This is a genomic window from Fluoribacter dumoffii NY 23, from assembly GCF_000236165.1.
Taxonomy (GTDB): Bacteria; Pseudomonadota; Gammaproteobacteria; order Legionellales; family Legionellaceae; genus Legionella; species Legionella dumoffii.
In genome coordinates this window covers 1,114,591-1,128,054 of record NZ_CM001373.1, presented here as the reverse complement: position 1 = coordinate 1,128,054, position 13,464 = coordinate 1,114,591, and the positions used below count along the sequence as shown (strand labels likewise).

Sequence of the window (13,464 nt, the reverse complement as noted above, 5' to 3'; positions counted from 1 at the left end):
GAAGCAATTGGTAAAGAGACGTTTAATTATCGATAAAAAAGGAATTATTAATATGAATAAATTATTTGCCAAGATTGGAGTTTTTAGTTTGTTAATGAGTGCTGCATTGTATAGCTGGGCCGGCCCCTGTAAAGCTATTGCACTTTCCTGTATGCAAAATGGGTACTATAAAGGTGGGGAAAAAGCAGGCAAAGGGCTCATCAAAGACTGTGTTTTACCCGTAGCTATGGGTAATAAAAAATTGCCCAATACCAACTTCAGTCCAGAGCAATTACAACAATGTAAAATGAAAGTGGCTGAAAAAATGAAAGATAAAGTACAACAAAAAATGCAACAACAATAGTGTGTATTATCATTCTTCTCTTTGCATTGCAACAAGTTAAAGAATGATCTCTCCTAAAAGGAAAAGCCCCCGACAATGGGGGCTTTTTTTACTTTATCGCCTTGAAAATATTTTATTCTTTTTGCAGAGATTCCATTACAGCACCCAGGAAACGGGTTGCTTCACCTCCAGTAACTGCTCTGTGATCGAAACTAAGTGATAATGGAAGCATATTATGCGCTTTGATGTCGCCTTCGGCAGTAACTACAGCACCTTGATAGAGTCGACCCACTGCCAGGATAGCAACCATTGGCGGAACAATAATAGGACTTGCAAAACGTCCCGCAAATTTTCCAAAATTGGAAAGGGTAATTGTCGCCCCCTTCAATTTATCAGCAGTTATCTCTCGATTGCTTACTGATTTTTTAAATTCATTGATCATATTTCGCAGATCAGCATCAGAAAGTTTTGCTGCATCATGAATCACAGGTACAAATAAACCCTCTTCATTGTCCATGGCTAAACCAAGATGAACTTGCTCAAAGCATTGACGAGCGCTGTGTTTGGTATCGAACCATGCATTTAATGCCGGTTCTTTTTTAGCGGCATAAGTTATCGCACGGATTAAACGAACGGTAATATCAGTTCCTGTTTTCCAGGCACTGATATCTGCTTCATCAAAAATACTTACAGGCACAACTTCAGTATGGGATTGAACCATACTATTGAGCATTGCACGTCTTACTCCCCGAAGAGGCTCAAAACCTGGGGGGACTTCAGAATTTTTATCGGCTTGTGCCTGTACGTCATCGCGGGTAATAACACCAAATTCCCCAGTGCCTTTAACCGTAGATAAATCAATGCCCAGTTTTTTAGCAAGCATTTTTACTGCCGGAGTCGCTCGGACACGGTTTTTATTAGTGTGTTGAACGCCAACAGTAAAATTATCTTCGGAGATTTCACTACTTTCTTCCAGATTTCCAACTACAGTACCTTTGTCCGCTGGCTTGGCGCTTGTTGATTCAAAAGCTACCAAAGGTTCTCCTGTTTTAATGACATCACCAGGTTTCCCATATAATTTACTAATAATTCCAGATTGAGGGCAGGGTACATCTACTACAGCTTTTGCAGTTTCCATAGATACCAAGGGTTGATCTGCGATAACAGTATCACCTTCCTTAACAAACCATTCATGAATTTCAGCATCGGGTAGGCCTTCACCCAAATCAGGTAGATTGAATATATTCATTATTACTCCATTATGCTCATTACGCTGTTTTTAATACGTGCAACACTGGGGATGTATTGTTTTTCTAATTGGAAATAAGGCATTACCGTATCATATCCAGTTACTCGGTGGACTGGAGCCATTAAATCAGCCATAGAATGTTCCATAATCAGTGCCGAAATTTCGGCGCCAACGCCACAGGTTTTTGCCCCTTCATGGACGATAACGCAACGTCCAGTTTTTTCTACGGAGGCAAGAATTGTTTCTATATCCAAGGGTTTGATGGTTGCAACATCAATTACCTCACAAGAAATTCCTTCGTTGCCTAATTGCTTGGCTGCCTGTTGGGTTTCATGAATACTGGCTCCCCAGCTTACTAAAGTAACGTCCTCTCCTTGTTGCAAAGTAAAACATTTACCAATAGGCAGGGCTTCACCATTATCTTCTACAGGTTGCTTAACTAAACGATAAATTCTTTTTGGCTCGAGAAAAATTACTGGATCAGGATTACGTAATGCAGCTAAAAGCAATCCATAAGCCCGTTTTGGTGAGGAAGGGATTACAACCTGTAATCCGGGTATATGGGCAAACAGTGCTTCAGTGCTCTCTGAATGATGTTCTGGAGCGCGGATTCCTCCACCAAAGGGGGCACGGAAAACGAGAGGGCAATGCAGTCGTCCACGTGTTCTGTTTCGCATGCGCGCAGCATGTGAAATAATTTGGTTCATGGCTGGATAAATAAATCCCATAAATTGGAATTCTGCGACTGGTTTTAGTCCCTGTATGGACATGCCAATTGCTAATCCTGCAATCATCGATTCTGCCAGGGGAGTATCAAAAACTCTGTTTTCCCCAAAACGCTCTTGTAATCCAGCTGTGGCCCGGAATACGCCTCCGTTTTTCCCGACATCCTCTCCAAAAACCACTACATTTTCATCATGAGCTAACTCATAAGCCAAAGCCTGAGTGACAGCCTCAATTAAAGTGATATCAGGCATTAGTTGCTTCCTCCATAGCTATTGCACGTTGTTCCACTAAATACTCGGGTAATTCGGCATAATGATAATCAAAAATACTGCTGACAGGCTGGATTTTCATACTCAGATATTCATTAACTGCGTTCTCAACTTCTTCCGAACAGTGGATTACCAGATTCTCTTCATCTTGTGCATTCCAAATTTTTTGTTCCATGAGAAATTCTTTAAATCGTGATATGGGTTCTTTGGGTTTTGCATTTTCAACTTCTTTGCATGGTTGATAGCGAGTCGCATCATCAGCTGTTGTATGATCGGACAAGCGGTAAGATAAAGCTTCAATCAAAGTAGGTCCTTCCCCACGTCGTGCTTTTTCAATAGCATCGCCAATCAGTTGCCTTGTGGCCAAAATGTCGTTACCGTCTACTTGTATCCCTTCGAAACCTGCAGCTATTGCTTTCTGCGCAATTGTTTTAGCTCCGGTTTGCTGGTTTCTAGGAACAGAAATAGCCCATTGATTATTATTCACAACGAATACCACAGGTAAATTCCAAGTACCGGCAACATTCATTGCTTCATAGAAGTCACCTTCGGAAGTTCCACCTTCACCAAGACAAACTACAGCTACACGTTGTTCCTTTCTATATTGGAAAGCAAAAGCAACCCCTGTTGCATGCAGACATTGAGAGGCTATAGGCACACATATGGGTAAATCTTGGGAATTACAAGAATATTGACTGCCACGCTCATCGCCACCCCAGAAGGCTAAAATTTCCGACATTTTCACGCCGCGTTGAAATTGAGCGGCATAGTCACGGTAATAGGGTATCAAAACGTCTTCCGGGCGCATTGCATGGCCTATTGCTGCTGAAATTGCTTCTTGCCCATTGATCGGAGCATAAGTTCCCATTTTACCTGTTCTTTGTAAGGCAATAGCTTTTTTATCAAAGGTGCGAGTAAGAACCATAATTTTATAGAGTTCTTTCAGCGCGGAATGATCTTTGGCAAAAGCAGGAAGTTGGCCGACCAGTTTTCCATGTTCATTTAAAAATTGAGTATATGTAATATCAAATTGAGCAACTGTTGACATATAAGGCTCCTTGTCAATAAAGCGTTTGCATAGCATACTCACAAATTAATTCAAAAACCAGAGAATTAGTGTTGAATTCTGATAGCCAAGGACTCATAGTTTCTAGAGCTTTGAACAGAAGCAGCCGCAGCCTTGGGCCGCGCAAGTCGACTCAGGACTAACGGGCACACAAAAGGGTTTGTTTTGACTTTAGTACGTTTATAATTTTTAAGTTACCAATTTTGATCATGGGAAAATTACTCAACTTGTTGGAAAAATGTTTTATCATAAAAGAGGTGTATTTTGAGTCAATTTGTTTTACGTTCGTTGGAATACCCTGATTCATTACATGAGTATTATAGAAAACTGCATCATTTACCGGGGTTTGTACTTCTAGAAAGTACGGATCGTTCTCACGGACGTTATGATATTCTTAGTGCCTATCCCTATGAATTGATTCAAGTCGAGCATAATGTTTCTGATTTTTCTTCTGTAATAAAAAAAATAAATCAAATCTTAAGTCCGACGTCGTCTGTAACTTATCTTCCGTTCCAAGGTGGAGCTATCGGATATATTTCTTATGATTTCGGTGCTAAATTGTTTGGGATTGAGAGCAGGATGCAGCCAACATTAGAAGATATGCCTTTGGTAGATCTGGGTTTATATGATTGGGCAATTATTGTAGACCACCATCAAAAATCCGTGACCCTTCTTGCTGCAAACACCATGCAATCAACACCTGTGATTATTGAGGAAGTGCTTGAATTGTGGAATAGCATTTCTTTAAAATCATATGAGGCAGAACTAAAAACTGACTTTTTCCCTTTAATAAGCAAACAGGACTATGTCGAGGCGTTTTCCTCAGTGTATGAATTTTTAAAAGAAGGAAGAAGTTATCAAGTCAATTTAACCCAACCTTTTCATGCTCCTTATCAAGGGGATAGCTGGGCATTTTATGAAAAAATTTGCAAGAAAAACCCTGTTCCTTTTGCAGGCTTTTTGCGAACAAAAGCGGCCGATATATTAAGTTTTTCCCCGGAACGTTTTCTATTTCATGAAGCCGGTAAATTAATCGCATCTCCTATTAAGGGAACAAGCGGGCGCTCCAATAATCCCTTCGAAGATGAACAATTAAAGAATAGATTAGCTGCTTGTGAAAAAAACCGTGCTGAGAATGTCATGATTGTTGATTTATTAAGAAATGATTTAGGCAAGATTGCTCAACCGGGTTCAGTGCATGTGAACCGTTTGTGTGAGGTGCAAAGTTATAATTCCGTTCATCATTTGGTAAGCACGATTGAAGCACAATGTTTGCAGTCAGTTTTACCTTTTGAAATTTTTTTATCCTGCTTTCCAGGAGGGTCAATTACAGGCGCACCAAAAATTGAGTCAATGCGTATTATTCATGAGCAGGAATCTTTTGCACGAGGAATTTATTGCGGGTCTATAGGCTACTTTTCACGCCATGGGCGGTTTGATACAAATATTGCTATTCGTACCATTACTGCGAAAAAGAATATCCTGCACTTAGCTGCTGGTGGAGGAATAGTTATTGACTCGAACTGTGAAGATGAATATCGTGAATGTTTTCTTAAAATAGCAGCAGTTATAAATGGAATTAAATGAATTTAAAAATAAAAAAGTTGCTCATTCCGCAGTAGTTGTTCTTTATGAGCGCTCATCGGATTCCCTCATTTTGACCAAACGCAGTGATCAATTGCGTTCCCACCCCGGTGAAATTTGTTTTCCAGGGGGGGCATGGGAGGAAGGGGATGAGAATTACTACGTTACAGCGCTTCGGGAGTTACAGGAGGAATTGGGTGTTGGTCCTGAACGCATCACCCTGATTAGAGAGTTAAACATTCAAAAAACGCTCTTGGGAAATATCATTCATCCTTGGTTTGCAAGCATTGAGTCTATTCATCCCTATGAGTTAAATCAACAGGAAGTGGTGCGCCTTATATCCATCTCCATGCCTTTGGTACGAGATCCGCAAAACTATAAAGATTTTGTCATCGAACGCGAGGGGCGCCGATATTCCACTTGTGAATTTACTGCAAATAAAGATTGGGTATGGGGTGCTACAGCCCGGATCATGAGACAATTGGCGAAATAAAGGTACTTGTTGGCAACTGAAACCTAAATTGATAACCTGGATTATGCTGCGCTAGTCCAGGTTATCAAGTGAAATGGCCTCAATTTATGGCTACAGCTGGTTTTTTCTCCGGAAGACTTGGGGATGCACTGGACTCTTTAAGTGCACGACGAAGTATTTTGCCCACATTGGTCTTGGGAAGTTCGTCATAGAATTCAACTACTTTGGGAACCTTATACGCTGTCAAATGTTCCCGGCAATAAGCGATAATTTGTTCTGCAGTAAGATTGGGATCTTTTTTCACAACACAGGCTTTTACACGCTCACCCGATTCCTTATCCACAATTCCTACTACCCCCACCTCCAATACACCCGGATGCATCGAGATTACTTGTTCTACTTCATTGGGATAAACATTGAATCCAGAAACAAGCAGCATGTCTTTTTTGCGGTCGACCAAATATATAAAGCCTTCTTCGTCCATTTTACCGATATCACCGGTTTTAAGATAACCATTTTTAGTAAAAACCAAAGCAGTTTCATCAGGACGCTTCCAATAACCCGGAGTTACTTGTGGTCCTTTGATGCATACCTCACCACTTGTTCCGACAGGTACTTCATTCTCATCATCATCCAGAATTAACACATCCGTAGAAGGAAGGGGCAATCCCACACTTCCATTATATTCCACCAGATTCATTGGATTAATAATTGCAGCAGGGCTGGTTTCAGTTAAGCCATAAGCCTCTAATACAGGTGTTTTGGTCACTTCAAGCCATTTAAGGGCCACACTCTTCTGCAAAGCCATCCCTCCGGCAAGAGAAATTTTCAGCCTGCTAAAATCAACCTCTTTAAATTTAGGATGATTTAATAAAGCATTAAATAAAGTATTAACACCAGTTATAGCTGAAAAACGAACGTTTTTGATTTCCTTGATAAAATGATCCAGGTCTCGGGGATTGGTGATGAGTACGTTTTTGGCCCCTTCTTTCATATAAGTCAAACAATTAGCAGTAAGTGAAAAGACGTGGTAGAGAGGGATTGCTGTAACGATGACTTCGTCGCCGTTCAGTCCTATAGGTTTGATCCAGGCATCAGCCTGCAGAACATTGGAGACCATATTGCCATGGGTTAATATAGCCCCTTTTGCTACGCCTGTCGTACCCCCGGTATATTGCAAAAATGCGATATCATCGTGATTTAATTCAACTGGATGGTAGGTTGCCTGTTTTCCCTCAAGTAAAACATAATTAAAAGACACTGCATGCGGAATGCTATAAGCAGGAACCATTTTTTTTATGTACTTGATTACTGCGTTGACAATAATGCGTTTGGGGGTAGAGAATAAGTCGCCTATTTCAGTGACAATGACATGTTTCAAAGTAGGGATGGAGTTTAAACTCTTTTCCACGGTTTTTGCAAAATTAGCCAGCACTATAATTGCTTCCGCACCAGAGTCATTCATTTGATGCACGAGCTCATCTGTAGTATAAAGAGGGTTTGTATTAACAACAACATAGCCAGCACGCAATATTCCAAAAAGGGCTACTGGGTATTGAAGAACGTTGGGGAGCATTATTGCTATCCGAGTTCCTTTGGGTAATTTCAGCTGTTGAAGATAAGCAGCGAAATCCCGACTCATTTCATCCAGTTGATTAAAAGTAATACCACTTCCCATATTGATGTAAGAAGTTTTTTTAGCATAACGTTTACAGGATTCTTTAAATAAATCTACGAGGGAAGAATATTGACTTGAGTCGATTTCATGCGGAACTCCTTTCTGATATTGTTCAAACCACCGTTTATCCACCTTAAATATCCTTCTGTTATTGGTTTTCACATGTTAGTATAAACAAAAATATTGGTTATGGATATCATACTCATGAGTGAAAATACAACCCAAGCTCAAGCATTTAAATTAAAAGGGCGTCTTTATACGTTTACTGTACTCCATGTTTTAAGTACAGAACCCGAAATTTTTTTGCATCAACTGGATGATACAGTTGCCAAAGCGCCGAAATTATTTGAGCATACTCCCATTGTTTTTGATTTGTCTTCAGTTCATCAACTGGAATTTGATTTGCAATCTTTATTGCAGATGGCGCGTGCTCATGGGATGATTCCTGTTGCTATCCAGGGAGGAAGTGCAGTACATAATACTTTGGCTCAATGCCACGGCCTGGCTGTTCTCCATGCCTCATCCACTCAGGATAAACCGATTATCGAACGACCCATTGAAAACAATCATTATGAAACAACAAAGCCATTAACAAAACTCATCACCACACCCGTGCGTTCCGGGCAGCAAGTTGTAGCCAAAGGCGGTGATCTGGTGATTGCTTCTTCAGTAAGCCATGGAGCTGAATTATTGGCAGATGGTTGTATTCATGTCTATGGAGCTTTAAGGGGCCGAGCTTTAGCGGGTATATCAGGGGACAAGGAAGCAAGGATTTTTTGTCAGTCTCTTGAGGCTGAGTTAGTGTCAATTGCAGGATTTTATCGCTTGAGTGATGCTATTGAACCGCATAACGGACCTTGTCAAATTTATTTAATGGATGAACACATACATATTGAGCCTTTATGATAGAAGCTGTTTTTATTTCTGATCTTCATTTGCATCCGGAAGAGCAGGCTATTCAGGAACGTTTTAATGAATTTCTGAAATGGGCAGAAGGTTCTGTGAAAACTATTTATATCCTTGGGGATTTTTTTCACGCTTGGGCAGGGGACGACACCCTAAATGAATGGAGCAAGGGTATAGCTAATCAGTTATTTTCCTTGACACAACAAGGGATTAAATTGTTTTATATGCATGGCAACCGTGATTTCCTGTTGGGAAGAAACTTTGCAAAGCTTGCGGGATGGACTACCTTATCAGAACCCACAATTATTCAATTGGGTCAGGAAAAAACCCTGCTAGTGCATGGTGATCGATATTGTATTAAAGATATCGCACATCAACGATTTCGGTTGATAACCCGCAACAAACTCTTTTCTGCCTTATTTTTAAGTTTACCTGTAAAATATCGTGAGCGTTTAGTTAAGAAAGTACGTTATCGCAGTCAGATGAATCAAAGTAAAACCGCAGAGGAAATGGATGTGGTAGCTGAGGAAGTGATTCAGCATATGGGACGTTATCAAACGACTCAATTAATTCATGGTCATACACATAAACCAGGAATATATTTTTATCAAAATAATACCCAAAAATTAACGTCTTATGTCCTCAGTGATTGGGATGACAAACCCCAGCTATTGTGTTATCATCATACAAAGGGGCTTTATTTTGTCCATTTGTGATTTTGGAGTGATCGGTTATGACTCAGAGCAATGATGAATTTGAAAAAGAAAAAAAAGCAGCGAATAAAAGTTCTTTAGAGGGAATGGAAAGACTTCGTAAAGATGAAAGAGACAGACAGCAACAAGCAGATCTTGAAGCGGCCCAAATGATCCAACGGCAAAAGTGGGCCAAGACCATGGATGAGCTGAGAAACAAACATAAAGTTAAAACGAAAGATGGAGAATCTACTCTTCATGAAGAAGTACAACAACTCGCCGATCATATGATAACTTCCGAACAAAGCTCTATTAATGACTGGCGTTCCAACATGATGTCTTTGTTGAATGTTTTAACAAAACTTAATAAGGCAGTTAATGTATCGTCCCAACAGGTTGGTGGCGAGGCACTGGATCTTATGAAAAATACAACCCGGCCTATACCTTATGTCAGAGGTCTGTTTCATCCACAAGAATTTATCTACGAAGCGGCAAAATCTGCAGTACTCAATAGAGTTAAAGGGGATGGAGATTTTAACCTTCCTCTCCTGGAACATAAAGTTTCTTTTAAGGATGGAAAAGTTCAAGTAGCCGATTTAACGCGAGCAGATGGAATTCCTTTTAACAAAGAGAATGAAGCTAATAAAGCATTTAAAACTTTTGTGTCACTCTGGCTGCAGGAACATGATTATGTCTACGATACTCAGGCAAAAACCTATGTCCATTATGCAAACGGTACCAAATTGGATGAAGACGTATTCAATGAATTAAATGGTAAAAATAAACCTACCAATTTTGCCAAGTTCCTCGAACATCATGCTACTTTGAAATATCAGGAGCAAAATGATGAACGAGTACAAAGCACGCCTACTCCTCCCTAATCAATACTAGGCTTGCGGTATTCCGCTATGGAAGCGAAATACCGCATCAGTACCTAAAATAAAATTATTTTCCAGTGATAAAAACAACTTCAACCGCTGTTCTATATCACCGCCATATAATTTTGCAAGACGCAGGTAATCCTCAAAATGTCGGGCTTCTGATTTAATCAAAGTGGTGTAAAATTTTATCAAGTCCGGATCGTTAAGGTAGGGGATAATTGCATGGAAACGTTCACAAGACCGTGCTTCAATAATGGCACCAATAATAAGCTGATCACATAGACGCTGGAGGACATTCCGGCTTGTAACCTGTTTATGCATCTGGGTCGCATAGCCTGAAGGTTGCAGGGGACTGAAGGGTATGCCTTTTTGTGTCATAAAATTCAAGACTTTTTCAAAGTGAAGCAACTCTTCACGGGCTAAGGGAGACATGACTTCAACCAATTCCTTTTTTTCAGGATATTTGCTGATAAAGTTGATAGCAGTTGCTGCAGCCTTGCGTTCACAATGGGCATGGTCGATTAACAGCAAAGGAATATTATTCGCTGCATAATCCAGCCACGCCTGAGGAGTTTTTACTTGAAGAAAATCATTTAATAATTGTAAATCAATATCTAATCGTTTTAACATCTGCTGATTACACTATACTTATTTAATAAACTGTCTTATATCATATACTTTGATGAAATTAAATTGGATGAAAAATGAACGGCCAAGAAATTGATACTGAATTAAGCCAATGGTTCTCAACTTATGGTGCAATAACAGCGGAACGTATTTTAGGTAGGTACAAAATTAATCTGGCACAATCTGAATTGGTAGCAGCAATTAAAAGCCCTTTCAGTTTTTATCATCGGATCTTGCAGGTTCCTTTAAAAAGTGTTCTTAATGGCATCGTTTTACAACAAGCGAACGATTATCATGTTTATGTTCAAAAGCTGTTTATTGATTATTTATTGTCAGGTGAAAATGCAAAAGGTGAAGAAGCTCAGGGTGCCTCTACACGCGAAATAATAGAAAATGAACGGCAACAACTGGTTAAGTTGGGTGAGGAGTTTCATAAGGCACAAGGACAACACGACAATTTTATTGCTACCAGCCAGAGTGTGTTGATAAAGATGACCCAGGTTTTTAACACGGAATTCGAAAAATCACTCTCCTCTATAAATAAATTATTTAAGGCAGCAAATTTTTCATATAAAAAGAGTCACATACGGCAGGCAATCAATCATGCACTGATCTATTGCAATATGACTGAAGTTCAAATGAATCAAACTCTATTTATTGATAAAATGAACGATGTTCTTAAAGCTTCCCTTAGCGAAGATTTAAAAGGAAAAATGTTAACTGCAATGTCTGAGCTATTACAAATAGACATGGATTTTGATGAGCAAATAATGGACTACGTGCAGCAAGCAAATGAGGTAAATCTGTTAGCTAATTCTTATAGAAATCAATTTCATGACACGATTATTCGGGTTATTGAGTTAATGAAATCTTTACCCGAGTATAAAATTGATCCCGAGCAAGATGCCATTAATAGAGAAGCACTCCATTTTGACAAAAGTATTGGCCAGAATGTTACATAAAGCGATAGAAAAAAGCAGGAACGTCAAATCTGTTATTTTTCAAACATGAATAATATAAAAATGAATTTATATTAGCCATATAGTCTGTGTTTCGTGTATAATATCGCACTTTAACTAAACCCCTATGGAGTTCGTGATGGCAAAAGAAACAACATTGTCAATTATTAAGCCTGACGCAGTTGCTAAATCAGTTATAGGTCAAATATATTCTCGTTTCGAGAGTGCTGGTCTTAACATAATCGCTGCAAAAATGATGCAGCTTTCTCGTGAACAAGCAGAAAACTTTTATGATATTCATCGTGCTCGCCCTTTCTTCAAAGACTTGGTAGAGTTCATGATTTCTGGTCCAGTAATGATTCAGGTATTAGAAGGCGAAAACGCGGTTATGAAAAACCGTGAAATTATGGGAGCTACCAATCCTAAAGAAGCTGCTGCTGGAACTATCCGTGCAGATTTTGCTGACAGTATAGATGCTAATGCGGTGCATGGCTCTGACAGCCTTGAAAATGCAGCTCGTGAAATTGCCTTTTTCTTCGAGCCACACGAGATTTGTGAGCGATAAGAACCGTTTTAATATTTAATGACACGAATTTGAAAACCTGAGTGCTGCAAAGTGAATCTCAGGTTTTCTTACGAGAGGCTTTAGGTTTGGTTTTTTTATAGCCGCCAGTTTTTTCAATTCGTTTTAATCGTATTTCGCGTATTTTGTCATTAAATCTGGAGTTAAGATGACTGTACAAAAAGTAAATTTGCTGGATTACAATTACCAACAAATGCGGGAATTACTGGACAGCTGGGGTGAGAAACCTTACCGGGCCCAACAGATAATCCAGTGGATTCATCAGACAGGTTTATCTGATTTCACCGAAATGACTAACTTAAGCAAGCAGTTAAGAGAAAAGCTTGCGCAACGCGCACATATTAAATTACCGGAAATAATCGCTTGCCAAAAATCCAGCGATGGAACCCATAAATGGCTTTTAAAACTGGATTGCGGGAATTGTATTGAGACCGTATTCATCCCAGAAGCAACCCGTGGAACTCTATGTGTCTCCTCACAAGTTGGATGTGCCTTGAATTGTTCCTTTTGCTCCACTGCAAAACAAGGTTTTAACCGAAATTTATCCACTGCCGAAATTATTGGCCAGGTTTGGTTGGCTGTACGTGAGTTGTCGCTTGAAGAGGGAGTGCATGATAAAAGAGTAACCAATGTGGTGATGATGGGAATGGGAGAGCCGTTGCTGAATTTTGATAATGTAGTATCGGCAATGAGCATCATGATGGACGATTTTGCATATGGTCTTTCCAAGCGCCGCGTTACTCTAAGTACTTCTGGAGTATTGCCTGAGCTGCAGCGATTAAGAGAGGTCAGCCCGGTAGCACTAGCTGTTTCCTTGCATGCACCCAATGATGAGTTGAGGAATGAACTTGTTCCTATAAATAAAAAATATCCCCTGTCGCAGCTAATGGCCCTGTGTAAAACCTATTTTAAAAACGAACCCCGTAGAAAAGTAACTTTTGAGTACGTCATGCTAAAAGGGGTTAACGATCAACCAGAACACGCAAATCAATTGATAAAATTGCTGCGTAATATTCCAGCAAAAGTGAATTTAATTCCTTTTAATCCTTTTCCAATGACTCATTATGAACGTTCATCACAGGAAGCAATTGATGCATTTAGAGATAAATTAATAGCCCATGGTATTAATACAATTACTCGAAAAACTCGTGGTGATGATATTGATGCTGCCTGTGGTCAATTGGCCGGCGAAGTTATGGATAGAACAAGTCGCTCTCAAAGATGGAAAAAATTGCATTTTATTCCTATGGACGGTCAGAAGCAGGCAACAGAATAACAGCAGTAAAGGAAGTTATGCGGCGTATCCGAAACCTGTATTGGTATGCCGAACCTGCTTTGCACTACAATAAAGCCATTATTTGTGACAAATCATTTTTAATTTATTTATAAGCGGTTATAATGCCCAATCATTTCTAACCTTAGTGTGGAATATTGTGTTTAAAAAGTTTTA

At 39.6% G+C, this 13,464-nt stretch carries 14 protein-coding genes; 9 read left to right on the top strand and 5 right to left on the bottom strand.

What is annotated here, in order from left to right:
• Positions 1 to 52 precede the first annotated feature (52 nt).
• A complete protein-coding gene (locus tag KYQ_RS05205; protein WP_010653620.1) occupies positions 53 to 343 on the top strand; it encodes a hypothetical protein in 291 nt (96 codons plus the stop codon).
• 112 nt (positions 344 to 455) lie between these two features.
• On the opposite strand, the gene KYQ_RS05200 is transcribed toward KYQ_RS05205, so the two are convergent.
• From KYQ_RS05200 to pdhA, 3 genes are read right to left on the bottom strand one after another with little or no spacing between them, the layout of a single operon-like run.
• A complete protein-coding gene (locus KYQ_RS05200; protein ID WP_010653621.1) occupies positions 456 to 1,571 on the bottom strand; it encodes a dihydrolipoamide acetyltransferase family protein in 1,116 nt (371 codons plus the stop codon).
• Positions 1,572 to 1,573: 2 nt separating this feature from the next.
• The gene (locus tag KYQ_RS05195) at positions 1,574 to 2,548 is read right to left on the bottom strand and encodes an alpha-ketoacid dehydrogenase subunit beta (RefSeq protein ID WP_010653622.1); all 975 of its coding nucleotides are present in this window, start codon (positions 2,546 to 2,548) and stop codon (positions 1,574 to 1,576) included.
• Positions 2,541 to 3,614, bottom strand: a complete 1,074-nt coding sequence (gene pdhA / locus KYQ_RS05190) for a pyruvate dehydrogenase (acetyl-transferring) E1 component subunit alpha (RefSeq protein ID WP_010653623.1) — start codon at positions 3,612 to 3,614, stop codon at positions 2,541 to 2,543. Before pdhA ends, KYQ_RS05195 begins: the two co-directional genes overlap by 8 nt.
• Positions 3,615 to 3,896: 282 nt before the next feature.
• Between pdhA and pabB the strand changes: the two genes are divergently transcribed.
• Both pabB and KYQ_RS05180 read left to right on the top strand, forming a co-directional pair.
• Positions 3,897 to 5,219 carry an aminodeoxychorismate synthase component I gene (gene pabB, locus KYQ_RS05185; protein WP_010653624.1) on the top strand — a complete coding sequence of 441 codons (1,323 nt, stop codon included), beginning with the start codon at positions 3,897 to 3,899 and terminating at the stop codon, positions 5,217 to 5,219.
• Positions 5,206 to 5,709, top strand: a complete 504-nt coding sequence (locus tag KYQ_RS05180; protein ID WP_010653625.1) for an NUDIX hydrolase — start codon at positions 5,206 to 5,208, stop codon at positions 5,707 to 5,709. The genes pabB and KYQ_RS05180 overlap by 14 nt, the downstream gene beginning before the upstream one ends.
• A 79-nt stretch (positions 5,710 to 5,788) precedes the next feature.
• Here KYQ_RS05180 and KYQ_RS05175 read toward each other — a convergent pair whose 3' ends face one another.
• Positions 5,789 to 7,498: an AMP-binding protein gene (locus KYQ_RS05175; RefSeq protein ID WP_010653626.1), complete on the bottom strand. Its 1,710-nt coding sequence runs from the start codon at positions 7,496 to 7,498 to the stop codon at positions 5,789 to 5,791.
• Positions 7,499 to 7,570: 72 nt separating this feature from the next.
• Between KYQ_RS05175 and minC the strand changes: the two genes are divergently transcribed.
• The 3 genes from minC to KYQ_RS05160 are packed head-to-tail and all read left to right on the top strand — an operon-like array spanning position 7,571 to position 9,845.
• The gene (gene minC / locus KYQ_RS05170; protein ID WP_010653627.1) at positions 7,571 to 8,272 is read left to right on the top strand and encodes a septum site-determining protein MinC; all 702 of its coding nucleotides are present in this window, start codon (positions 7,571 to 7,573) and stop codon (positions 8,270 to 8,272) included.
• Entirely contained in the window at positions 8,269 to 8,988 is a 720-nt protein-coding gene (locus tag KYQ_RS05165; protein ID WP_010653628.1) for a UDP-2,3-diacylglucosamine diphosphatase, read from the top strand. Before minC ends, KYQ_RS05165 begins: the two co-directional genes overlap by 4 nt.
• A 17-nt stretch (positions 8,989 to 9,005) precedes the next feature.
• The gene (locus KYQ_RS05160; protein ID WP_010653629.1) at positions 9,006 to 9,845 is read left to right on the top strand and encodes a hypothetical protein; all 840 of its coding nucleotides are present in this window, start codon (positions 9,006 to 9,008) and stop codon (positions 9,843 to 9,845) included.
• A gap of 6 nt (positions 9,846 to 9,851) precedes the next feature.
• Here KYQ_RS05160 and KYQ_RS05155 read toward each other — a convergent pair whose 3' ends face one another.
• On the bottom strand, positions 9,852 to 10,475 hold the full coding sequence (locus KYQ_RS05155) for a MiaE family protein (RefSeq protein WP_010653630.1): 624 nt from the start codon (positions 10,473 to 10,475) through the stop codon (positions 9,852 to 9,854).
• A 74-nt stretch (positions 10,476 to 10,549) separates the two neighbouring features.
• Here KYQ_RS05155 and KYQ_RS05150 point away from each other — a divergent pair, with 74 nt between their 5' ends.
• The 3 genes from KYQ_RS05150 (at position 10,550) to rlmN (ending at position 13,290) form a co-directional block, all read left to right on the top strand.
• A complete protein-coding gene (locus KYQ_RS05150; protein WP_010653631.1) occupies positions 10,550 to 11,434 on the top strand; it encodes a hypothetical protein in 885 nt (294 codons plus the stop codon).
• Positions 11,435 to 11,570: 136 nt separating this feature from the next.
• A complete protein-coding gene (gene ndk, locus KYQ_RS05145; RefSeq protein WP_010653632.1) occupies positions 11,571 to 11,996 on the top strand; it encodes a nucleoside-diphosphate kinase in 426 nt (141 codons plus the stop codon).
• Positions 11,997 to 12,162: 166 nt separating this feature from the next.
• Positions 12,163 to 13,290 carry a dual-specificity RNA methyltransferase RlmN gene (rlmN, locus tag KYQ_RS05140; RefSeq protein ID WP_010653633.1) on the top strand — a complete coding sequence of 376 codons (1,128 nt, stop codon included), beginning with the start codon at positions 12,163 to 12,165 and terminating at the stop codon, positions 13,288 to 13,290.
• Positions 13,291 to 13,464 lie beyond the last annotated feature (174 nt).